Origin of the sequence: Rhodococcus oxybenzonivorans, assembly GCF_003130705.1 — a bacterium.
GTDB lineage: Bacteria > Actinomycetota > Actinomycetes > Mycobacteriales > Mycobacteriaceae > Rhodococcus_F > Rhodococcus_F oxybenzonivorans.
Genome location: NZ_CP021354.1, coordinates 1960756 through 1983945, shown reverse-complemented (window position 1 = coordinate 1983945; position 23190 = coordinate 1960756). Strand labels below are relative to the sequence as shown.

General features: G+C 65.9%; 18 protein-coding genes and 3 pseudogenes. 8 read left to right on the top strand and 13 right to left on the bottom strand.

The genetic code is table 11. The features are described from left to right. Nucleotides 1-157: 157 nt before the first annotated feature. A complete protein-coding gene (otsB, locus tag CBI38_RS09500) occupies nucleotides 158-3793 on the top strand; it encodes a trehalose-phosphatase (protein ID WP_109328357.1) in 3636 nt (1211 codons plus the stop codon). 25 nt (nucleotides 3794-3818) lie between these two features. On the opposite strand, the gene CBI38_RS09495 is transcribed toward otsB, so the two are convergent. Beyond that, nucleotides 3819-5525 carry a sensor histidine kinase gene (locus tag CBI38_RS09495; RefSeq protein WP_109328355.1) on the bottom strand — a complete coding sequence of 569 codons (1707 nt, stop codon included), beginning with the start codon at nucleotides 5523-5525 and terminating at the stop codon, nucleotides 3819-3821. A gap of 249 nt (nucleotides 5526-5774) precedes the next feature. On the opposite strand from CBI38_RS09495, the gene CBI38_RS09490 reads away from it, so the two are divergent. Then, nucleotides 5775-6221, top strand: a complete 447-nt coding sequence (locus CBI38_RS09490; RefSeq protein ID WP_230990127.1) for a pyridoxamine 5'-phosphate oxidase family protein — start codon at nucleotides 5775-5777, stop codon at nucleotides 6219-6221. A gap of 98 nt (nucleotides 6222-6319) precedes the next feature. Continuing rightward, nucleotides 6320-6970, top strand: a complete 651-nt coding sequence (locus tag CBI38_RS09485; RefSeq protein WP_109328353.1) for a response regulator transcription factor — start codon at nucleotides 6320-6322, stop codon at nucleotides 6968-6970. Nucleotides 6971-7005: 35 nt separating this feature from the next. Here the strand turns inward: CBI38_RS09485 and CBI38_RS09480 are convergent, their stop codons facing one another. Genes CBI38_RS09480 through CBI38_RS09470 form a run of 4 tightly spaced genes read right to left on the bottom strand, consistent with a single transcriptional unit; the run spans nucleotide 7006 to nucleotide 10254 of the window. Beyond that, nucleotides 7006-8376, bottom strand: coding sequence for a wax ester/triacylglycerol synthase domain-containing protein (locus tag CBI38_RS09480; RefSeq protein WP_230990126.1), 1371 nt, complete (start codon nucleotides 8374-8376; stop codon nucleotides 7006-7008). 44 nt (nucleotides 8377-8420) lie between these two features. Further along, nucleotides 8421-8873, bottom strand: coding sequence for a DUF6920 family protein (locus tag CBI38_RS09475; protein WP_230990125.1), 453 nt, complete (start codon nucleotides 8871-8873; stop codon nucleotides 8421-8423). Continuing rightward, the gene (locus CBI38_RS38935; protein WP_230990124.1) at nucleotides 8845-9180 is read right to left on the bottom strand and encodes a DUF6544 family protein; all 336 of its coding nucleotides are present in this window, start codon (nucleotides 9178-9180) and stop codon (nucleotides 8845-8847) included. The genes CBI38_RS09475 and CBI38_RS38935 overlap by 29 nt, the downstream gene beginning before the upstream one ends. Further along, nucleotides 9181-10254: a DNA polymerase IV gene (locus CBI38_RS09470; RefSeq protein ID WP_109328349.1), complete on the bottom strand. Its 1074-nt coding sequence runs from the start codon at nucleotides 10252-10254 to the stop codon at nucleotides 9181-9183. Between the two features lie 210 nt (nucleotides 10255-10464). Here CBI38_RS09470 and CBI38_RS09465 point away from each other — a divergent pair, with 210 nt between their 5' ends. After that, the gene (locus CBI38_RS09465; protein ID WP_162603199.1) at nucleotides 10465-11232 is read left to right on the top strand and encodes a hypothetical protein; all 768 of its coding nucleotides are present in this window, start codon (nucleotides 10465-10467) and stop codon (nucleotides 11230-11232) included. 91 nt (nucleotides 11233-11323) lie between these two features. On the opposite strand, the gene CBI38_RS09460 is transcribed toward CBI38_RS09465, so the two are convergent. Beyond that, nucleotides 11324-12715 (bottom strand): plasmid pRiA4b ORF-3 family protein, encoded by a 1392-nt coding sequence (locus CBI38_RS09460; protein WP_109328345.1) that lies wholly within the window; start codon nucleotides 12713-12715, stop codon nucleotides 11324-11326. A 127-nt stretch (nucleotides 12716-12842) separates the two neighbouring features. Here CBI38_RS09460 and CBI38_RS09455 point away from each other — a divergent pair, with 127 nt between their 5' ends. After that, entirely contained in the window at nucleotides 12843-13190 is a 348-nt protein-coding gene (locus CBI38_RS09455; protein ID WP_109328344.1) for a hypothetical protein, read from the top strand. 13 nt (nucleotides 13191-13203) lie between these two features. Here the strand turns inward: CBI38_RS09455 and CBI38_RS09450 are convergent, their stop codons facing one another. Then, the gene (locus CBI38_RS09450; RefSeq protein ID WP_109328342.1) at nucleotides 13204-14847 is read right to left on the bottom strand and encodes an MFS transporter; all 1644 of its coding nucleotides are present in this window, start codon (nucleotides 14845-14847) and stop codon (nucleotides 13204-13206) included. Between the two features lie 47 nt (nucleotides 14848-14894). Next, a complete protein-coding gene (locus CBI38_RS09445; RefSeq protein WP_109328340.1) occupies nucleotides 14895-16310 on the bottom strand; it encodes a DUF2252 domain-containing protein in 1416 nt (471 codons plus the stop codon). Between the two features lie 172 nt (nucleotides 16311-16482). Between CBI38_RS09445 and CBI38_RS38930 the strand changes: the two are divergent. Continuing rightward, nucleotides 16483-16602 (top strand): annotated as a pseudogene (locus CBI38_RS38930) (class II glutamine amidotransferase); the annotation flags it as partial. A gap of 33 nt (nucleotides 16603-16635) precedes the next feature. On the opposite strand, the gene CBI38_RS09435 reads toward CBI38_RS38930, so the two are convergent. Both CBI38_RS09435 and CBI38_RS09430 read right to left on the bottom strand, forming a co-directional pair. Next, nucleotides 16636-18219: a zinc ribbon domain-containing protein gene (locus CBI38_RS09435; protein ID WP_230990123.1), complete on the bottom strand. Its 1584-nt coding sequence runs from the start codon at nucleotides 18217-18219 to the stop codon at nucleotides 16636-16638. Nucleotides 18220-18381: 162 nt separating this feature from the next. Then, entirely contained in the window at nucleotides 18382-18720 is a 339-nt protein-coding gene (locus tag CBI38_RS09430; protein ID WP_109328338.1) for a hypothetical protein, read from the bottom strand. A 705-nt stretch (nucleotides 18721-19425) separates the two neighbouring features. On the opposite strand from CBI38_RS09430, the pseudogene CBI38_RS09415 reads away from it, so the two are divergent. Next, a pseudogene (locus tag CBI38_RS09415) lies at nucleotides 19426-20071 on the top strand (class II glutamine amidotransferase); the annotation flags it as partial. Nucleotides 20072-20081: 10 nt separating this feature from the next. On the opposite strand, the gene CBI38_RS09410 reads toward CBI38_RS09415, so the two are convergent. The 3 genes and pseudogenes from CBI38_RS09410 to CBI38_RS09400 all read right to left on the bottom strand — a co-directional run bounded on the left by CBI38_RS09410 (nucleotide 20082) and on the right by CBI38_RS09400 (nucleotide 21801). Next, nucleotides 20082-20411, bottom strand: coding sequence for an amphi-Trp domain-containing protein (locus tag CBI38_RS09410; RefSeq protein ID WP_109328336.1), 330 nt, complete (start codon nucleotides 20409-20411; stop codon nucleotides 20082-20084). Between the two features lie 111 nt (nucleotides 20412-20522). Beyond that, nucleotides 20523-20804 (bottom strand): annotated as a pseudogene (locus CBI38_RS09405) (WhiB family transcriptional regulator); the annotation flags it as partial. 226 nt (nucleotides 20805-21030) lie between these two features. Then, on the bottom strand, nucleotides 21031-21801 hold the full coding sequence (locus CBI38_RS09400) for an alpha/beta fold hydrolase (RefSeq protein ID WP_109328335.1): 771 nt from the start codon (nucleotides 21799-21801) through the stop codon (nucleotides 21031-21033). Between the two features lie 128 nt (nucleotides 21802-21929). Between CBI38_RS09400 and CBI38_RS09395 the strand changes: the two genes are divergently transcribed. Next, entirely contained in the window at nucleotides 21930-23189 is a 1260-nt protein-coding gene (locus CBI38_RS09395) for a protein kinase domain-containing protein (protein WP_109328333.1), read from the top strand. Nucleotide 23190 lies beyond the last annotated feature (1 nt).

Genomic DNA, 23190 nt, shown 5'->3' with positions numbered 1-23190 from the left:
CCGCCTCCGGGATCATGAGTCCTGTACCTCAGTGTGGTGGCGCGCCGGCCCCGACGTGAGGGCCATTGGTCACATGGTCACACCCGATAGTTCGACGTACTCTGGACCCCACTCGACAAGCACCCGGACAGCTCTGCACAACGCGAAAGCTGAACCCATGGCCGGACCTGTGATCGATCTGCGCCGGCACGGCGCCGTCCTCTTCGACCTCGGTGTGGTTGTCGACACCAGGTCCGGGAAGCCCGCGACCGTCGATTCCACCGTCATGCTGGTGCGCCGGCTGCGTGCGCTGGGCATCGACACGGCCGTGTTCTCCCCGAGCGGCGATGTGAAGCCGGCAATCGAGGACGCCGGAATCGCCGACTTGTTTCCTGTCCGGATCGGTGGTGTGGCGCCGGCCGAGGCCGCACACCGGCTCGGAACCCAGCCCGCCGCATCAGTCGTAATCACTCGTTCGGAAGCGGCTGCGACAGCAGCTGAGCGGAGCGGGTTCGCCTTGGTGGTAGGGATCGGCCCGGAAAAGGATTCCTGGGGTGCCGACCATGTGGTGACCGACCCGGCGGACATCACGATCCGCCAGGGGGATCGTCCCCTGTCGCAGATCCCCGACGCGATGACCTCCCGGCACGAACTCACCGCACATTTGCGTATCCGGCGGCCCGCGGTCTTCCTCGATTTCGACGGCACCCTCGCCGATATCGTCAGCGACCCGTCCGCGGCGGTCCTCGTCGACGGCGCCGCAGCGCAACTGGCCCGACTGGCCCGCGAGTGTCCCGTGGCCGTGATCAGCGGCCGCGATCTCGAGGACGTCCGGTCGCGCATCGGCATGGAGGGGATCTGGTACGCGGGCAGCCACGGTTTCGAACTGAGCGGGCCGGACGGGGAGCACTACGAGAATGCCGAGGCGCTCACCGCGGTGAGTCTGCTCGCGCAGACTGGACGACTCGTCGAGGAACAGCTCCACGGAATTCCCGGTGTCCTGGTGGAATACAAGCGGTTCGGGGTGACAGTCCACTACCGCAACGTCGCCGCGGCCCGCGTCGACGAGGTGATCGCGGCAGTGTACGAGGCCGCACACGGTGTTGATGGTCTGCGCGTCGCAGCGGGCCGCATGGTCATCGAACTACGTCCCGACATCCGCTGGGACAAAGGCCGGGCATTGGAGTGGATTCTCGGACACGTCCTCGATTCGACGCAACTGCTTCCCCTGTACGTCGGCGACGACCTCACCGACGAGGACGCTTTCGACGCCGTGGCGACCACCGGGGTGGGAATCGTGGTTCGCAGCGAGGAGGCGGGCGATCGACGGTCTGCAGCCGGGTTCGCGGTAGATGGACCCGCACAGGTGTGCGAGCTGCTGCAGCGATTGGCCGACCTACTCGCGCGGGATCCGAAAACGGTCTCGCGGGCGGACGCCTGGATCCTGTTCTTCGACGGATACGACCCGACTGCCGAGAAACTGCGTGAGGCGCTCTGCACCGTCGGAAACGGGTACTTCGCCACCCGCGGGTGCGCACCCGAGTCCGGTGCCGGCGCCGTGCACTATCCGGGCACCTACCTCGCCGGCGTCTACAACCGGCTCAGCGACGAACGGTCCGGAATGACCATCGTCAATGAAAGTCTGGTCAATGCGCCGAATTGGCTTGCGACCACCTTCCGTATCGACGGCGCGCCGTGGTTCGACATCGATGCGGCCGAACTCCTCGACTACCGCCAATATCTCAATGTGCGCCGTGCCGTCCTCACCCGGCGATGGCGTTATCGCGACGAGGCGGGCCGCACCACCTCGGTGGTCCAGCGGCGCTTCGTCGCGATGCACCTGCCCCACGTGTGTGCGCTGCAGACGACGATCGTGGCAGATGACTGGTCGGGGCAGCTCGAAATCCGGTCGGTGCTCGACGGTTCGGTGGGTAACACCCTCGTCGAGCGTTACCGCGAACTGGCCAGCGACCACCTCACTCCACTGCGCGCCACTGAGCTGACGGACGACTCCGTACTGTTGTCGATGCACACCGGACAGTCCGGAATACCTGTGGCGATGGCCGCCCGAAACCAATTGTGGCGCAATACCGAGAGAGCTGACTGCCGCTACCAGCTGTTCGCCGATGACAGGCACATTGGGCACGACATCGCCGTCGAGATGGCCCCGGGAGAATCAGTCACGCTCGAGAAGATGGTCACGGTCTTCACGGGCCGTGATCATGCGGTGTCACATCCCGCGGACGAAGCTGCACGCCCGCTCGCGGAACTCGGCCGCTTCGACGAGGTGCTCGACGGCCACGTCCTGGCATGGGAACACCTGTGGGACAGGGTGGGAATCGAACTGCAGGGCTACGAGGACGCCTCCCGTATCGTGCACGTCCATCTCCTGCACCTGCTGCAGACGGTCTCCCGGAACACCGCCGACCTCGATGTGGGGGTGCCGGCCCGGGGACTGCACGGTGAGGCCTACCGCGGGCACATCTTCTGGGACGAATTGTTCGTCTTCCCTGTATTGAACATGCGGGTTCCCTCCCTCACCCGGTCGCTGCTGCGCTACCGGTACCGCCGGCTCCCCGAGGCCCGGCGCGCCGCGAGAGCGGCCGGCTACCGGGGTGCAATGTTTCCCTGGCAATCGGGCAGCGACGGCCGGGAGGAGAGCCAGCAGCTCCATCTCAATCCGGCGTCGGGGCGGTGGCTGCCGGACCCGAGCTGGCGCCAGCACCACATCGGGGTAGCGATCGCCTACAACGTCTGGCAGTACTACCAGGTGACCGGCGACCTGGAGTTTCTCACCGAGTGCGGGGCCGAATTGCTGGTCGAGATCGCACGGTTCTTCGCCAGTCTCGCCACCTACGACCGGGTGCGGGGCCGGTATGTCATCAGCGGGGTCATGGGGCCCGACGAGTTCCACTCCGGCTACCCGGGATCACCATTCGGTGGAATCGACAACAACGCCTACACCAACGTGATGGCGGTGTGGGTCATCCTGCGCACTCTCGAGGCTCTCGACGCGCTTGCGTCGCCGGACCGGGTCGACCTGGTCGAGAACCTGGCGGTGGACGCGCAGGAAATGGCACGGTGGGAAGACGTGAGCCGCCGAATGTTCGTGCCGTTCCATGATCAGGTGATCAGCCAGTTCGAGGGGTACGACAACCTCGCCGAACTCGACTGGGATGCCTACCGCGAGCGCTACGGCAACATTCAACGGCTCGACCGGATCCTCGAGGCCGAAGACGACGACGTCAACCGCTACCGCGCCTCCAAACAGGCCGATGTGTTGATGCTCTTCTACTTACTGTCCGCCGATGAGTTGCGGGACCTGTTCGGCGGACTCGGCTATCACCTCGAACCCGAGGCCATTCCGCGGACGGTCGACTACTACCTTGCCCGCACCTCACACGGTTCGACTCTGAGTGCGGTGGTGCATTCCTGGGTTCTCGCGCGCGCCAACCGCGACAACGCCCTGGAGTACTTCGAACGGGTACTCGCCTCCGACATCGCCGACATCCAGGGCGGTACGACGGCCGAGGGCATACACCTCGCCGCGATGGCGGGGAGCGTCGACCTGCTCCAGCGGTGCTTCACCGGACTCGAAACCCGCGGGGATCGTTTGGTATTCGGCCCGCAATGGCCGGAGGAACTCGGCGCACTGGAGTTTCCCATCGTGTACCGAGGACTCCAACTCTGGCTGACCGTCACCGGCAGAAAGGTCCAGGTGAGCGCAGCGGCCGGCAACCAGCGACCGATCGAGATAGTCTGCCGCGATCAGGTTGCCACACTGGAGCCCGGGAGCATTGTCACTCTCGACTGAAGGTTATGCCACCCGACAAAACACTTCACACCTCCGGTAGCGGGGCCGCCCACGTCAATCGAGTCCCGCCCGTGTCCTGCAAGGCGATCGTGAAAGTCCCACCGGCCTGCTCGGCTCGAGCGGCGAGATTGTGCAAACCGCTGCGTGCCACTGCCGGCGGGAGGCCGATGCCGTCGTCGCTGACGTCGACGGTGAGGTCGTCACCGACCGAGACGGTGACAGTGACCGCACGGGCTCGGGCGTGATGCACGACGTTGCTGAGCGCCTCCCGCAATACCGCTTCGGCATGGTCGGCGAGCGGACCGGTGACCACGTTCAGCGGCCCGGCCATCCGGACCGTGGTGCGCAGGCCACTGTTTTCGGTCTGCTCGGCAACGACGGTGTTGAGGACCTGCCGCAGCTGCCGGGAATCTTCGTCCGTTTCGCGATGCAGATCGAAGATCGTCGTCCGGACGTCGGTGATGATCTGCTGCACGTCGTCGATCATGTCCTCGAGTCGTGCGCGAATCTCGGGCGCCCGGGTGCGTGCCTGGGTGCTCTGCAGATTCAAACCGTGCGCGAACAGACGCTGGATGACGTGGTCGTGGAGGTCCCTCGCGATCCGGTCACGGTCCGAGATCAGCGACATGTCGGCCAGCTGCCGTTGATCATCGGCGAGCTTGAGCGCCAAGGCAGCCTGATCGGCGAACTCGGCGGCCAACGATTGTTGCCGATCGTCGAACGATTCCGCCCCGAGTTCGCGGATGATGGCCAGCACCCCGGTGATCGTGTCCGCCGAAACCCGCAGCGGCAGCAGCAGCGCGGGCCCGTAGCGGTCGCGGTCCGCGAAGTGGGGGACCTGCGTCAGCTTCCCGGTGCGAAACGCTCGTCCCGTGTCGGAGCCGTCGACGGGGATGTGCCGGCGGTGAAAGGCGGCGGGGTCGTCGCCGGCGTAGGCGGTGACCGTCAGCGTGGTGACCTCGGCGGTCTCGACATCGGGGTCGTCGGGTTGGGCGATCAGTACGTGGTCGGCGACGGCGAGTGTTCGCGCTCGCTGGGCGATGAGGTCGAGGACTTCCCCGGTATCGGTGGCCGCGAGCAGTTCCCCGCGAATCTCGCTGGTCGCGTGCTGCCACCGCTGTCGCAGCCGGGCATCCTCGAATAGTCGAGCATTGTCGACGGCGATACCCGCAGCGGCGGCGAGTGCTTGGACGACGACCTCGTCGTCCTCGGTGAAGGACTGACCTCCCACCTTTTCGGTGAGGTACAGGTTCCCGAAGACCTCCCCGCGCACCCGCACCGGTACCCCCAGGAATGTGCGCATCGGCGGGTGATGGTCCGGGAAACCCGACGACGCCGTGTGTGCGGCGATGCTGTCGAGACGGATGGGCTTGGGCTGCTCGATCAACAACCCCAGCAACCCGTGGCCGGTCGGGAGCTCACCAATCAATTCCCGTGTGTGCTCGTCAATCCCCTCGTAGACGAATTCCTGGAGTCGGTCCCGAGAAGGATTGAGCACTCCCAGGGCACCGTATCGGCAGTCGACCAACTCGATTGCCGCGTGCACGATCCGTTTGAGGGTCGCATTCAATTCCAGCCCGGACGCGACGGTGAGCACCGCTTCGAGGAGAGCGTCGATCTGGTCGCGGGAGTCCATCACCTGGCCGATGCGGTCCTGAACCTCGACAAGCAGCTCTCGCAGCCGCAATTGCGACAACGCACCTGTCAGTAACGGTTCCTCGTCGGCGCCCATCGTTCGCTCCTACTTGCCGATTATCGACACTCACCCCCCATCACACCACGACCACGCAGGCAGGCACGGCGGTTCACCCGCCCCTATCACGTGGCTCGAGGAGGACGGTCAACGAGTACAGCCGGAACAGTCCCGGAAATCGCAGTCGGGGCGCTCGACGGCCACAGTGACGACTTTGTCCTCTGTTTGCGTCCTGGCACCAGCCCCGATGCTGGTGGGGTCGGTACTCGTCCCACGGAAGAAGCAGTCATGTATCAGGAAAAACCACCCGTGGTGGCCATGGATTCGGACGGTCCGCTCCCCGTTGCCGAATGCCGGAGGTTGCTGCGCTCGGTTCCGACCGGCCGGCTGGTCTACACCGAGGACGCGCTGCCCGCGGTGCGGCCGGTCACGTTCGCGGCCCTCGACGGCGATCTCGTCATCCCCACCGGCAACAACCCGTGGTTCGACAGGTTCGACCGGGGGGTGCTCGCGTTCGAGGCGGGGACCATCGACCCGGCCACCCGCAGCGGCTGGAGTGTTCTGGCAATGGGCAGGTCACGGGTACTGTCCGACACCGACGGGTTGATCGGCTTCGCCGATCCGGCCCGCGTACCGTGGCGCAGCTCTCGTGACGACCGCTACCTCGTTATCGGCATCGAACAGATCAGCGGGCACCGCACCACTCTGCTCCGCCCCGCCGGTGACCTCCGCTGACCACATCGCAGAAATGCTCGAGGCAGCTATAAGGGGCTGCCTCATCACGTACGCTGTCAGGCAGGGCGCTGACCACCGGAAATGGAGTTCTGAGCCGCATGATCACAGTCTTTCTCGTCGACGATCACGAGGTCGTGCGCCGCGGTATCGCGGATCTGCTGTCCACCGATCCGGAACTGACCGTCATCGGCGAGGCCGGGAACTGCGCCGAGGCTCTTGCACGAATTCCCGCACTGCAACCCGACGTCGCCGTCCTCGACGTGCGGCTACCCGACGGCAACGGCATCGAACTGTGCCGCGACCTGCTCTCTCAGCTGCCCGACCTGCGGTGCTTGATGTTGACCTCCTTCACCGACGAACAGGCCATGCTCGACGCCATCCTTGCCGGTGCCAGCGGGTACGCCCTCAAAGACATCCGCGGCACCGAACTGGCCCACGCAGTCCGCGAGGTCGGTGCCGGGAAGTCACTGCTCGACAATCGTGCGGCCGCCGCCCTGATGGAAAAACTGCGGGCAAAGCCCAGCGAGGAAGAAGGACTGGTCGCCGGACTGACCAACCAGGAACGCACACTCCTGACTCTTCTGGGCGAAGGATTGACCAACCGGCAGATCGCGGAGCGCATGTTCCTCGCGGAAAAAACCGTGAAGAATTATGTATCCCGGTTATTGAGCAAGCTCGGCGTCGAACGCCGCACTCAGGCCGCCGTCATCGCCACCAAACTCCCGAACAGCCGCACCACACGGCATTGACGTCGCATCATCCCAATCCCGGCGGCGGGAGCTAGCTAAGCTTCCTCGTCGATCGCCCGGAATTGTTCGTGCAGGGCCGCAGCGAGGTCGTCGATCTCCGGTACCACGTCGGGGTCGGCGATGATCGTGACCGTGAGGGTGCCGGCATACGACAGCGCCGCGAACGCGACACCGACATTTCCCGCAGTGACGGTAATCGGCACCATCGACGCGATCGGAACCCCGGCGATGGCTAGTGGGGACGGCGGACCTGGCAAGTTGGACAAGAACGAGTTGACGAGACGTTGACGGTCGACGAACCACCGAAAGAGTTTCACAGCTGCCAGAAGCCGGAAAAGGGGCCCGATCAGTGCCGCTGACGTACCACGGGTTCTGATCTTCTGAGCGCGGGTAATCCGCGAAATAGCGGTTAACCGCTCTGCCGGACCTCCGGCCAGCGGTACCCGGACCGGCATGACCCCCACCTGATTCCCGAGGTGCCCGCTCGTTGTCGACCTTCGGGCGGAGACCGGTACCGAGACCACAAGCTCGAGCGGGAACTCGCCCCGTCGGTGCAGGAGTACGGCCAGGGCTCCCGTGATCGCGGCAAGGAGGACATCGTTGACGGTTGCCCCGGAACTCCGCCCTGCTTCCCGAAGAGTGCGGAGGTCGGTCTCCACCGCCGTCATCCTGCGGCGCGGCCCGGTTGGCGCATTCAGGGAACAGCGGGGTGCGCGGCGACCGATACTGTGTCCGAGTTCGTTCCAGCCCCCGCGCACGTGTGCCACGGTCCGCGGAATCTGCCGCAGCGTGCGGAGGCGTTCGACGGCGCAGTCGGCGAGAAGCTCCATCGGCCGTGGCGACGGGGACGTAGCGGGGATCTCGTCCGCCGATCCCGCCGCGGCCATGCCGTCGACCAGATGCGCGAGGATCGCCAGGCCACCGATTCCGTCGGCGAGCACATGGTGCAGCACCATCACGAGGCCGACGGCACCGCAATTGTCTGCGAGGTCGGTGATGATGATCGCTCTCCACAGCGGCCGTGAGCGAGGCAGCGGCTGGGTGACTGCGTCCACCGCGATCGCCAGAGCGGTGTCGCGGTCACCCGGGGCCGGGCAGCGCACCCGGGCGAAATGGGCACCGACGTCATAGTGTTCGTCGTCGGCCCAGTACGGCCGGCCCAGGCCCGGCGGCGGGTCGCCCAGACATTGCCGCAACCGTCGTATCCCACTGATCCGCTTCGTGAGCGTGGCCTCGATGGTCGCCGAATCCACTGTCCCGTCACCGGCAAGGAAGAGCACGGCACCGACATTCATGGGCACCGGCCCGACGTCTGAGGCCAGTTCCGTCAGGTCGCTCGGGCCGAGGCGCTCAATTCTGCGCTGTTCCGCCATGATCCGAGGATGCCAGAATGTTCCCCTCTGCATGCGTGCTTGCACCACCCCAGCCAACGCGACGTGCGGCTGTGGCGTCAGCGGAAGTGGGCGTCGGTGATCTCGGCGCGAAAGAATTCTCCGGTCGACGCGCCGCCGGTGTCCCATCCCGCGCGCAGGCGCGCCGGGATGGTGATACCGGCAAACGTACGCTCGGACTCGACCGCCACGGTGAACCGGTAACGGCCGAACCCCCGCCCTTCGGGGTTGCCCCACCGCTGCATCCGCACACCGCGCAGGGCGCCGTCGTCGGCAATGTTCAGGTGCACGGTCTCCTCGCGACCAGCCACGGTCCACGTCGCCGAGACATCGTTCCCGTCGCCGGTCCAGCGTGCCAGGGGAAAGGCGGTCGGCACGAAGATGCTCTCCCCGGCCAGGCGTCCGGCCGCACTGGCGGTGACATCACGACCCCGGGCGGACATCACGGGGATCAGTCCGCCGAGTCGCCACCGCATCTCACCGCTACCGCTGGTGAAACGGTCGTAACCCATAATCGGCAGACCCCCTACCTTCGCCGTAGCGGCCCAGATAAACCCTTCCCCCCGGGGCGATGAGCTGGGTGGCGGTAAACGGCCGCCAGTCTCTGAGCCGGATCTGTCCACGCATCTCCAGCCGCACCGCTCGGGCAAGCGGCGTGTTCTCGACGACGGCACGGACGATCCAACGGCGGGCCACGAGCGGAAGATCCTCGGCGAGTGTGGCATGAAACCGTTGCCCGGTCCCATGCACATTCGCCAAGCTCTTCCACTGCCCCCTCACGTGGCGGGCGGCCCGAGGAACGGACAACGGCTCAGACATTCAATGCCCCTCCAAACCGGTGGTGATCGTCCTTGTGGGCGGCGTCATCTCCAACCGCACGCCGAGGAGGCGCACTTCGCGGTCGTGGTCGAATCGGTCGACCAAGGCCGCGGCGGCGTCGCAGATGATGTCGACGTCGAACGTCGGTTCCGGCAAAGCCTTGCTGGTGGTGCGGGTGATGAACGGCGCGTAGCGCACCTTCAGCGCGACGCGAACGGCCGGACGATTCTCTGCCACAATGTCTTCCCGCACCCGCACGGCGAGACGTCGGATCTCTTCGGTGACGGCGGACCAGTCGTCGAGATTCTGCTGAAACGTCGTCTCCCGACTGTGGGAGCGGGCAACCCACGGATCGGCGGTCACCGGCGAACGGTCGATGCCCCGGCCGATCCTGCCGTACCACGGTCCCATGGTCGGGCCGAACGTCGTGGCGAGGTCCTCGTCCGCGGCCGCCGCCAACTCGCTCACCGTGTTCAGCCCCAGGGCGGCAAGCTTTTTCGCAGTCTTGCTGCCGATGCCCCACAGCGAGCGGGTGTCCCGCTCCCCCATGACCTCGAACCAATTCGCCCCCGTCAGACGGAAGATGCCCTGCGGCTTCCCGAATCCGGTCGCGATCTTGGCACGCAACTTGTTGTCGCCGATTCCCACTGAGCAATGCAGCCCGGTCGCCTCGAGCACCGCCGCCTGAATGGCGCGGGCGAACGTCTCGGGATCCTCGGTTTCCACACCGAGAAACGCCTCGTCCCAGCCCATCACCTCCACCACGGCGTCCATCTTCCGCAACGTATCCATCACCACCGCGGACACCTCGGTGTAGGCCTCGGCGTCGACGGGCAGGAACACGGCGTCGGGGATCTTGCGGGCCGCGGTCCGCAGCGGCATCCCGGACCCCACCCCGAACTCGCGGGCCTCGTACGACGCCGTCGACACCACCCCGCGTTCGGTGGGGTCGCCGCGCCCACCGACCACCACGGGCTTGCCCCGCAGCTCGGGGCGGCGCAGCACCTCCACCGCAGCGATGAACTGGTCGAGATCGACATGCAGCACCCACCTGCGATGCGGCGGTGTGGTCATGGAATCAGTGTGCCGGAATAGGCGGAGCCAGCACCTCGAAACGCGACGCGGAAGCTACTGGACGGGGTAGCGATAGACTTTGCCTCGATCCCCCGCACCGGCGACGTGTGGCAGGGCACCCACGGGCGTCAGTCGAGCGAAGGGATGCCGTGCATGTTGAGTCGGCCGAGAAATAGCGGCATGAGAACCCTCGCAGCAAGCGTCCTGTGCGTGATCACTGCAGCGATGACAGTTGGCTGCTCCGATGACACGCCGACGCCACCTGGCGGAGGGCTCGCGCCCGAGTCATTTGTAGGGGCAGCGGCGAACGACGCATTCTCCGCAGAGGTGCTGACGCTGTCAGTAGGGGCCGAGAGTACGGATGCGCGTTGGGCAGGCGAAGGCCTCATCGCCCTATCTGAGGGTCGATTCCGGTTCGAGGTCGGTGAGACGCAACCGCCTGCAGAGATCGAGGTCGGGACGGTGATCGGGCTTGGTGGAGAAGGCGCCGAAAACACGGTGAGCGAGACTGTCGGTGGATCCATCGGTGCCGCCGGACAGCGCTGTTGGATGAACCCCCACGCGCCGGTTGGCTACTTCACCGACACCATAAGTGTCGAAGAAGCGTTGCGGGTCACCGGAGCAGTCGTCGAGAGCCTGCGCGGCGAAATCAAGCAGGCGCGGATGATCGATCCAGCACTCGATACCTTCGAGGTAGAACTCATGCCCTCAGCCACACAGCCGGAAGATGAGTTCGTGGACAGACCGGACCGGGTCTGGGGAGATCGTTGGATTCTTGGGCGATTGGGTGGCCCGATTGCCGTCGAGCTCACCGGCGAGGGTGCGCTACGTTCACTCGAGTTCGAGTTCGGGCCCTACGAACCCTATTCCTTGTTTGGGCAGCAGCATTCGGTCGACCACGTAAGCATCAGCGCCAGGTTTGCGCCGGCCGACACTGCACTCGAACTCGATCCGCCGGCCTGCCAAGCGATCGAGTGATCGATTTCGCGGCAGAAGTCAGCGATCAACGACGCCAGACTGCGTCACGAGGTGGGTTCCAGTTCCCCTCGTCGGAGTCCGAGCCGCCACCTCACACCGACAACACCATGCGCGCGAGGAGTCGACCCCACTCCGGGTCGCTGGTGTCGTGCACCCCGTAACCTTCGCCGATCGCACCGGTGAGCATGAGGAACTCGATGGTCGGCCGAGCGATCCAGTAGGCCTCCAGCCCCTCGACCACGGTTTTGTCGCTCGCCCGCCACCCGAGGGCGGCGAGTCCCTCGGCGACCACGCTCTGACGTTCCTTGGGTGACGCACCGGCGGCGAGGGCGAGGAGCACCAGGTATCCGGCCTCCCGCTCCACCCGATCGGCGCCGAGGGGCAATCGGGTGAGGAGGTGGCTCCACATTCCGCGCGCGTTGCCCGCAAACTCGGCCCCCAGCTTGGTCTGCACCAGCTTGCCCTTGTACTTGCGCGCCAACCCGAGTGTCTTCGTGTACACGTGCAGCAGGTGCACCGGCCGCTGGTCGTTCTCGCGGTTGTTGGTCGACGGCCAACCGTCGAATCCCGGTAGTTCCCGGGTCTCGGCCACCACGGCCGGCGGGAGGTGACCGGCCTTCGTCAGGGTGATGCCGTCGGGTCCGATGCGCTGCAGGAACCAGCGCAGGTGCAGTGTCACCGCCTCCTGCGCGCCGAGGTAGTCACCCGATCGTTGGGTCAGGTGGGCACGTTCGAGCATCGAATAGACCTGCGGCGCAGCGCGAGGCGGCATGTGGCGGAGCAACTCTGCAAATGCCGAGTCCGGCACCGGGCCGTGCGCCCGGACCGCCTCGTGTCCTCCCAGACTCGCATCGACGACAGCGGGGTCGAAAGACTCGGGCGAGAATCCCGAACCCACCCACGCGCTCGCGTCGTTGTGCTCGGGATGGCTCGGGTCGGCCAGCACCCCCAGCAGATCGGCGTAGCCACCGGGTCCGCCCGAATTCTCGGGAGGGCACGCCCGGGCACCGGCGAGGCACTGCGTTTTCGGCTCAGGATCACCGGCCCGGATTTGCTCCAGGACGATCGTATGGTTCCAGCCGTCCCCGAAGTCGTAGGTATACGACAACTGGTCGCCCGGCTGCACCAGCACCTGGTCCAGCCGGATGTCGTCCTCGCACAACTCGTCGTCATCGTCGGCGAAGCCCTCGTCGATGCTCTCCTGCATCTCGTACCGCTCGGATGCGGGCGGCTCCCCACCGACCCACGCGTGCAGGTGGCTGTCGTACCACCCCATCACCGTCTGAAGCACTGGATGCAGCTGGTTGAGCCGCAGATTCGACGGGACGACGAACTGCCGCCAGATGGTGGGCGACACGTCGTCGAGCTCGATGCGCAGCTGGTAGCTCACGACGTCGAGTCGTCCCGAGCGCTGCGAAGGCCGGTCGATGACCGGCTGGTCGGGAACGACGGAGAGGTGTCTGCGTGAGCCCGAAGCTGCCATGGAGTCATGGTAGGGCCAGCTCCGGACAGCCGCGACAACGCTGGCGAGTCCAATCCGGCATCTGGGGCACCGAGGCGTGTGACGATGGTGAGGTTCGTCGGCATCCCGGGACGGTGTGGAGAGCGAAATGGAAGTTCGGAAAGTCGTGGACCTTCGGCAGGACGATGCCGGGGCGCCGCGCGTCTTCGGTGAGCCCTACGAGACGGCGGACGGTTCCACGGTCATCACCGTCGCGCGGGTTCACCGCGGGTTTCGCTCCGGCAGCCTGAACGTACGAGATACCAGGCGGGGCGGTGATCTCGCTGCGTCACCGGTCGGCGTGTTCGTCATCCACGGCGGCAGGGTGTCGTGGCAGCCGGCCGTCGATTCCACGCGGATCGCGCTATTGGGCGAGTTCATCGGTTTGGCGTCGGCGGTGATCGCCACGTTGGCCGTTCTGCGCCGTCCGCCGTGGCCCGATCTGCGGCGGCGGTGACGCGCCGGGTGAGCTATCCGAGTCCGTCGGGATCCGGCCCGGTGTCCCCACGATCGGGTGCACCCACGGGAATCCGAGGAACACGGCCTGTGAAGAACAGCGCCGCGATGGCGAGGAGCGCGGTGACTGCGTACGCGACCCGCAGCGCCTCGAGACGCGCGTCGGAATTGAGCTCGAGCACATCCTGAGCGGTGGAGTCCGGCACCGAAGCGTCCGTCAAGGCCGCGCCCAGCTGCGTGTCGGACAGGAACGGGACACCGCCGGCCAGTTCGGTGGTGGCCTGCTGTTGCACCGACGCGGGCACGTCGGGATTGGCCTGAATACCGGCCACGATCGAAGTGCTCAGGGTCGCGATGAGCACCGATCCGATCAACGCCGTACCCAACGATGCGCCGAGGTTGGTTGCCGTGTTCTGCAGTCCCCCGACCTCGGCGCTCTGGGAGTCCGGGACGGCGGAGACGGTGACGGCTCCGAGCTGGGAAGCCAAGGCGCCCAGTCCGAGGCCCATCAGCAACATCGGCACGGCCACCACACCGGCGTTGGCGCCGGGGTCCATCCCCGCCACGAGAAACAAGATTCCGACGATCATCGACGTCAGACCGAAACGGACAACGCGGCGCGGGTTCGCCTGCGGCCAGAACTTGGGGATTCCGGCGGCGGCCAGCAGGAGTGCAATGGACAGTGGGATCAGGCGGAGTCCGGTCTGCAGTGCGTTGAGTTCGAGCACCACCGACAGAAACAGAGGGACGGTGAAGAACACCCCCGCCTGCACCGTGAACTGGGCGAAGAACATGCTGAGCCCACCGGTAAGTTGGCGATTGCGCAGCAGTCGGGGATCGATCAGCGGTTCACCACCGGTGTGGGCGAGATGGGTTTCCCACCGCAGGAAGGCGTAGAGCACCAGCAGTCCACCCAAGAGCAGCCACACCACCGGTGACAGTCCGAGAAGCTGTGCTCCCCCAGGTTTGGCCTCGATCCACCCCCACTCACTCGAGCGCAGCACACCGAACACGAGCATGCCCAGGCTCGCCACCGACAGTGCCGACCCCACGAGGTCGAGTCGCACCTTCACGGGCGGCACGTCGTTGATCCGGCGCAGCACGAGAAGGATGACGACAACGATCACCACTTCACCGACGAAGACGTACCGCCAGGAGGCGAAGGTGGTCACCGCACCACCGATCAAAGGTCCCGCGGCGACTGCCATCGCACCGGCCGCGGCCACCAGACCGTAAGCGGCAGCGCGCCGTTCAGCCGGAAAGTTTGCAGCGACGAGGGCGACGATCGCGGGCATGATCAGTGCCGCCCCGATGCCCTCGAGAAGGGACCAGCCGATCAGCAACACCGCCAGGTTGGGTGACAACGCCGTCACGAGGGAGCCGACACCGTAGATGATCAGGCCGAGCGCGAACGCCCGGCGACGCCCCATGATGGTGCCCACCTTGCCGCCGGTGATCATCAGCGTCGCCATGACGAGCGTGTAGAGGGTGATGGCCGTCTGAATACCAGTGATCGTGGTGTCGAGGTCCGCTGCCACCGTGGCCATCGACACGTTCATCACCGAACTGTCCAGTGTCATCAGGAACTGACTGGACGCGAGCACTGTCAGGACCAGACCGGAGCCCGCCGCCACCGCGGGACTGCTCTCCGTGCTCATGACGTCTGGCCCTTGTGCATGTCGAACCCTCTCTCAGCGAGCGGCTTTCACGTGTCGGTGGTGGCGGCGACGCGGCGACTATCGATCGCGTCGAGCAGTGCACTGTGGTCACGGACGTTCTGTTCGGCGTAAGTGTCGGCGAATTCGGCCATGACGTGGTCGAATTCGTCACCGTCTCCGAGATAGGCCGCTACCGCGATCCGGTCACCCCCACGGGCATGCGCATAGGCGAGAGCCCGCGCACACATCCGCCCGTACAACGTCATGACGGTGGGCGTCTGGGATTCGATCAGCGCCGACCCCTTGCCGTCGCGGAGCTGGCGTACGTAGAAGTCGTGCTCGACGCCCTCGAGATCCGCGCCGCGTTCCCATCCCAGGAAGATGTCGCTGGCTTGCTGCATCAGTCGTTGACCGTAGACGACTCGTTCGCCCTCGGTGGCGAAAGACGGACACTCGACATAATCCGACAGCACCGACCGTTTCGCCTCTTTGACCTGGAGGAACAGGGGATCAGCATCGTCTGCCCCGAGCATCAGGATGATCCAGGTGCGGGTACCCACGCTGCCGACCCCCACCACCTTGCGGGCGATCTGCACCATGTGGAACTGGTCGTAGAGAAGTCGCCGATCCTTCTGGAGCGTTTGAGCGTACGCGTCGAGTCGCCGCTGGGTGTCGCGGTACAACGACTCGAGGTCTTCGCCCGCATACAGTTCTTCGATCGGGACTACCAGTGGCGGGGTGCTGATGATGCGCCTCGTGCCATCAACGACGGTGGTCAGCTTCGACAGAGCCTGGACGCTGTCGCGGCGGCGGGCCTTCTTCAACACGCTGCGGGCGCGCTTCTTCTCCGCGGAGTCGAGTTCATCTCGGAGCTCGGTGATACCCGCCGCGGCCTCGATGTGGGAGTACCAGACCGCCAGATTCCCCAGTTGCGCCTGCCGCGTCATGGTTTCGCGGTACTCGGCGGCGCACGCTCGGGTGATCTTCCGACGTTTCTTTGCGCTGAATCCGTTCTCGTCCGCCGCGACCGCCAGGCTGGCGACCAAGCGTTTTACGTCCCAGTCGAACGGACCGGGATGTGTCTCGTCAAAGTCGTTGACATCGAACGCCAGCCGGCGCTCCGGGGTAGCGAATATCCCGAAGTTACTCAGGTGCGCGTCTCCACAGAGCTGGGTGCGCAGGCCCGTGGTGGGGGCGCGGGAGAGGTCGTCTGCCATGATTGCCGCTGCACCCCGGTAGAAGGTGAACGCCGTGGCCGCCATACGTCCGTACCGGAGCGGGACGAGGTCGGGTACCCGGCCCGCCGCCTGCTTCTCGAGAAGACTCACCGGATCGCCCCGATCGGCGACAACGTGCTCCGCCAATGCGGCCAGTGGTGTGGTTCGGCGGGCGTCCACTCCCCGTTGCGCACGTTCGGCACGGCTCGGATGCGCCACTGATCCCCTAGTTGCGGATGTCGACATCGCACCTTCCTTCCCCGACACACAGTCGACACTGCAGGGCCACCAGGGTGCCGTCGGCTCAGCCTTTCACCTGGCCGCGCACGGCAAATCATCCGAACAGGGTGAACATGCGGGTCCGATCCCACCTTCCGGAGACGGTCAATGACCGCCAGAATCCTGCTTGAATTGAGAAATGTGTAGATGGATGGCTTACTCGGGCGAGCCGGTGGTCGCCGAGGATTTGTTGTTCCGCCCGGTACATTCGCTCATCGATCAGAGCGTCTACGTAACTCTCATACTTACTGCCACTGATGTGGCAGAGGTTGGAGAAGTACGTACTTCACGGCTACCCGTAACAACATGCGATGCTGGTGCAGGTTTGACCGTGTCCCACACCGACGCTCGAGGTGCAGGAACGATTCTTATCTGATTCACCCCCCTGTGGTGTCGCGGTGGGAACACTGCGGCGGACCCGGCGATGCCGCGGGCGGCTCGGGGTGGGGCTGGTCTTGTCGCGGCACTGCCGGACCGGCGCATGCTCGGCGATCCGGATCTGTGGGTTCTGTCCGCGTTTGCGGATTGCTGTGCTGCGCCCCAGGAGTGCACGTTTGGCGAGGTTCACCCCTGCTACGTGATCACGATTGCCGCCGACCTTGCACCGTGCGCACCACGCCCGGTGGTAGCCGCCCGGGCGGGAGAGTTTGTCGTTGCAGCCCGGGCACAGCGCCGACGTGCCGCGTGCCGGGACGGACACCACCGTCACACCGACCCCTGCGGCTGTGTGCGCGAGAGCGTCGACGGCTTTGCGGCGGGCGGACTGCGCGGCCCGATTGTTGTTCACCCGACCATGCCCCCGTGTTTCGAGGGTGCTGAGGTCTTCCACCCCGATCACCTTCGCGCCCGCCGCGGCGGCGTAGTCGGTCACTTCCCGGCCGAAGTGGAATGCCAGTTCGCGGTTGATCTTGCCCCGTTTGACACCGATCGCGGTGCGGTGGGCGTCGAGGACCGCGATCTTCTGTTCCAGTTCGGTGCGCACCTCGGGTGGTGCGGTCGCGGCGAGCCGCGTCAGGCGTGCGGCTTTGCGGTGCAGGTGTTGGCCTTCCGCTTGCAGGCGGGCCAGCCTGATCCCCAGACCCCGGTCGTCGTAGGTGAAGCCCCGGTAGTCCGAGACCAATCCGTCCGGGCTTTCGGTGACGATCGCGGCCGCTCCGAGTGTGGCCGGTGACCAATCCACTCCCACGGCGGTTGTTGCCGCGTTCAGATCAGCGGTGGGCACGTGCTCGGTGGCAGCGCAGCGCAGCAGCAAACCTCGGCGGTCGAGGACCAGGGTCGGCAGATGCCAGTGTGTGATCGCCCGCCCCTGCAGGTGCGGTGGGATCGCGGCGATCAACCGGACCCTGCGCCAGTGCGCCCGACCTGTCGGGGCGGCTGTGGTGGGCAGTTTCACCGTCAACGTCATGACACCGTCTGCGACGGTGATCTGCGAGAGTTGTCGATCGGCGGCGGAAAGCCTGGCCATCACCGACGTTCGCGGCGGTGTCTGCACATCGGTGATCCGCACGCGTTCATGGCTCGCACTTCCGGCCCGGCGGGCGCGCGCTGCGAGTTGCCGTACCACGCCGCGCGCGAAACCGGACGGCACACACTCGCCGGCAGCAGTCGGCGGTGCCAGTCGGCCGGTAGCCGGGTCGAACCTGGCCGACAGCGACCCGATGGCGTGGTCCCGGTACGCCAAGGTACGAAGCGTGCCGACAACCTGGGAGGTGACCACCCGGGTCACCCGCGAGGGCACGTACACCCCGGGGGGATAGGTCGGGTTCCACCCCAGACGCGCCGCAGCGACATGCCCCTGCATCGGGAGCTTCCGGCCCGAACTGTCACGTCCGGCGGCGATGGCATCGAAGGTGGCCGGTTGCCACAACCGTGACACCAACTCAGACTCGGCACACGAAATCAGGTTCAGCATCCACCGGACACGAACATCGATCTCGTCGAGCCCGATCGAGGGCGCCGGTAGCGTCGTCGACCGCCGCGTACGGGCGGGTCGTGTACGAGAACTGACGCGGCACAGTGAATCCGGCCTCGGCAACGGTCATGCCGCCTCACCGAGTACGAGAGTCAGCGATCCGCGCGGTGCCTCATTCTTCGAACAGCAGGAACCCCCCGTTCCGTCGCACAATCCAGCGTGCACCCACCAAGTACGGTCATCGTGGGGGTTCACTCCGACCACCCGCAACTCCGACAGTTCCCCCGCACACAGATCCGCTGCAGCACCCTTGACGAGGTCTTTCGACCCGTCGAACACGACGTCGTCGACGGTAAGCATCTCGTCGTCCGGCAACCGCAGCTTCCCGACGTCGAGTAGCCGATACACCCGATCGCCGTGGATCAGTTCTTTTCGTTGCTGCTTCTGCGTGTGCACTGTGTTCATCGGTTACCCCTCCTGCAGCCGTGCTGCCGCATCGCCCGAGAAGACGGCGTTTGATTCTGCTTCGACCGCAACCGGTAGAACCGGCCCGAAAACGACGCCAGCAACCCCATGAAGTCATCCCTCAACTCCTCCACTAGCGACGTGTCGCCCGACTCCCGCATGACCTCGACCGTAACCCCGACCACCGACAAGTAACGCTCGATCCACGCCACGCCACGCCACGCCCACGCCACGCCACCCCGAACCGGGTCAACCGATCCCCATCACACCACCGGCACCACTGTGAAGTGACCCTCGGCGGCATCGTCGAGCATCCGGTCCAACCCGGCCCGCGTTGCCCGCACACCCGAACCGCGATCCTTCTACACCCGGTACACGACCCCGGTGGCGCTCTCGCGCAACATCTTCTCCTGATCGGCGAGCGAGGACTTCCGCCCAGTCGAACCGAACACCCGGCGGTACCACGCTTCCACCCGATCGACCGGAACCTTGTCAAGGCAGGTCGACCGAGATACGCATCGAGATCCGCGATCACATACTCGCTGACCAGAACCCGTACGCCGGAAGCGTTATCCGGCCTCCCCGCGCTGCTTTACGGACTCCCACCACTGGCATGTTCCGATACACAGCGGCCTCGCCGACTCGCACGGAGGGAGAGAATCAGAAAGGGTGAGCAAGTATCATAGATTGCACCAACTGTTGAGAGCCTGGAACGACCGGAACCTCCGGGAAATTGCCGGTCAGGTGCGAACACCGATGCTGCTCGCGCACGTGCGGGCGTCCACCGGGACGGCGGTGCAGCGCAGCAACTGCCACCCGTTCCGGCACGGGAAATGGCTGTGGATGCACAACGGCGCACTTCGTGGCTTTCACGAGATCCGACGCGACCTAGCTGATGGCCGTCGACCCGCTGCTGTTTTCGGACATCGAGGGTTCGACCGACTCGGAGGCCCTGTTCTTCCTGGCCCTCACGTTCGGACTCGTCGACGATCCCTTCGGTGCGGTAGCCCGTGCGGTCGGCTTTGTCGAGGATGTCGGTCGCACGTACGGCGTGCAGGATCCGGTACAGATGACCGTCGCGATCACCGACGGCGAATCCCTGTGGGCCTTCCGTTACTCCAGCGAGCGGCAGTCGAGGTCGCTGTTCTTCTCCACCGACATCTCGAAGTTGCGGGCGCTGCACCCCGAAGTCGAGGTCCTGCACGAACTGCGTGGCGAAACCCGCTTCGTGGTGTCCGAGCCGCTTCGCGATCTCGAGGGCGCGTGGAACGAGGTGCCCGAATCCTCAGCGGGAGTCGTCCGGCCGGGTGATGACGAAATCAGGCTATTCCAGCCGATATCACCGGCGTGAGTGGACGGATCTACTTGGCCGCAGCCTTGCGCGGTCGTCCCCGACGGGCGGGCTTGGCCGGGACCTCGGTCTCCGATTCGGCTGAAGCCTCCTCGACCTCCTGGTTTCCGGACGGGCCATCGCGCCAACTGATTTCGATCTCCAACTCGATCTGGTCACCTTCGACCTCGATCTCCAGCTCCCAGCGAACCTGGTCGGCCACGTCGATGGTGATCGAGTCGCCACCCGATCCCAGTTCCACCTCGGAGCCACTGGCGAGGGCCTCACCGAGCGCGATGAGTCTGTCGGACACCTCCTTCCGAGTGAGCTCGGACGTCCGCTTGATCTCCAACTTGGGCACGACGACTCCTGACCTCGGCACAGTGTGTTCTCACCGTAACTGTCAGGGCGAGTCGACGTTGCTCGAATGGCTGCGACCGGAGGCGAAGGGATCGAGCCGAGTGGTCGGCTCGCCGCGGCGAAGTCGGTGAGCCGGCTTCCTACGGTCCGCCTCGGTCAAGCCACCCCAAACGCCGTACGTTTCACCCGCCGCCAGAGCGTGATCGCGGCACGGCGCGAGCACAGGGCAGGGCCTGCAGATCTGCCGAGCTCTCGCTTCGCGCCGGACGCGAGCCGAACCGCGTTCGCCGTCGGGCGAATAGAACACCGCCGGATCGGCGCCACGGCACGCGGCACGCAGCTGCCAGTCACCCGGAACGAGGGTGGCGATCTCCTCACGCGTGGCGGCGCTCAGCGACGAATGGCCTCGTCCGGGAGCTGTCGAAGTCTCGGTCGGCACGAGAGTCCCTTCTGCTGTGTCCACGGTGCAGTCGGTGCCGGCGACATGCGGCGAGCCGATCCGCCCTTGCCCACCGACGTTGCCCGTCGTCACTTCAGACTCCCCGAACGGCGGAGCAGAGAACACAGGAGCTTTCCCTAGTCCTGCCTAGGCACCGACCCGGACCGAGGTAGACATACGACTAAGTCTCCTCGGCCTCTGCGACGAGGTCGCGGATGGCGCCAACTATCAGGCCAGTGATTGGTTGTGAATGTTGTGCTCGCTGTTGGTGTCCGACGTGTTCGACTCGGGGAAAGAGGCCGGCGAGCGCATTCTGCGACGCCAGTTGCGCCCGCCAGAACACTTCGGGATAGTCCGGTGGCGCATCGGCGGGCAGGCGGGCACGGATGGCGTTTGCGTCGAACTCGTCTGCGCTGAGGACGATTACCGGAATGTCCGGCACCGGCGGGGCAGCTCGAAGTTCGGCGAAGGCGGCCGCGAGGTCGAATCGTTCCACGTCTGACCATTGGGCCACTACCGCCTGCTCGTCCTTCGCGCTCATCTGGAGGAATGTCCCGAACTCGGTAGGAGTCAACTCGGCCTGGAGGTACTCCGACGTGCCGTCGACGAGGACCAGGCCCGACACGTCGGAAGAATGGGTACCCGCGTAGACACGGGCGATCGGCCCACCCATGGACCATCGCGCCAACACATACGGCCCTGGCACATCGGCCGCGGTCAGGAGTGCGTGCAGGTCGGCGACAGCGTTGCGCGGTGTGGTCGGCTGTGGTATCGGGGTGGATGGTGTGAACGTGTCATCTATCCGGGCGGAGCCGGGGCGGTCGTACGCACAGACCTGGGCGAAGGCGGCCACCTGCGGGTATACCGCAGGCCCGCTCGGCACTAGAGCGCCGGAAGGGTCGGACACCGCACTCCAGGTGTCTGCCGCCGCGATGGCACCGGAGACGAGCACGACGGTCGGTGACCCTGCGCCGCGGCCCTGCGCCCGGACCTGACCTGCATCACCATGTGACAGAGGAACTGCGCTCCGCCAACGGCTCCATTGGCCGCGCGGGGACCGCTGGCGCTAGCGTGAAAGCTATGTCAGCGCCCCAGACCCTCGCAGCCCGGTACGAGCTGCGCACAGTGCTGGGCCGAGGGGGGATGGCCGACGTCCACGACGGCTGGGACCTGCGGCTCGGACGGCCGGTCGCCGTCAAGGTGCTGCGTCCCGAGTATGCGTCCATTCCCGACATCCGGCGACGGTTCGAGGTGGAAGCTCGGATGGCGGCCACGTTGAACCATCCGAACGTGGTAGCCGTTCACGACTGCGGCGAGGACGCCGGCGTTGCGTACATCGTGATGGAACGGTTACCCGGACGCACCCTCGCCGACGACATCGCTCGAGGCCCACTTCCGGAGGCCCGAGCACGCGCAATTCTCGCCGACATACTCGCCGCCGTCGGCGCTGCCCACGACTGTGGGATCTTGCACCGCGACATCAAACCGGCCAACGTGCTGTTCAGTAGCACGGGTGTCGTGAAGGTCGCCGACTTCGGCATTGCCAAGAGCGCAGACAGTGGCCACACCACAACGGGTCAGGTGCTGGGAACCGTCGCGTATTTGAGCCCGGATCGCATCGCGGAGAAACCGGCAACGGTCGCCGACGACCTCTACGCGGTGGGTGTTGTCGGCTACGAAGCTCTCGCCGGACACCGCCCGTTCGTCGGCGAGAACATTCTGTCGTTGGCCCGCGCGATCCTGGCAGGCGGCGCTCCCCCGCTGTCCGAGGTGCGACCGGACCTCGACCCCGGGTTAATGCATACCGTCGAGAAGGCGATGGCGCACGATCCTGCGCACCGGTTCAGCGACGCCGCGGCCATGCGCAACGCAATTCTGGGCAATGCGGGGCGGGTAACGGCACCCACTCCGATGGGCGCGCCACCTCGAACCATGGCGTTCGCGCCTACCACTCTGTCTGCGGCCCCACTCCCCCCGGCCGATCCCCGTCGGCCACGGAAGACGGGGCTGATCCTGGCAGCTATCGCCGCTGTCGTGGTAGCAGTGATCGTGGGCGCCCTGGCGATCGCCTCGCAGAACAACGACGGTGGCGGAAGCCCCGCTGTGGCACCGGAAACGTCGAGTCAGGCTCCTACACCCCTGCCGACGCCCACCGGCACCGGAGAACTTCCGGTCGCACCGCCAGTGTCGGTCGGCGTTCCCGTTCCTGTCCCACCGGCGCAGAATCCCGAACTGCCGAACCCGAACGGCAACAGCGGCAATGGGAACGGAAACAACGGCGGGAACGGAAATAACAAGGACAAGGAGAAGGACAAGGAAAACGGGCGCGGGGGAAACTGAG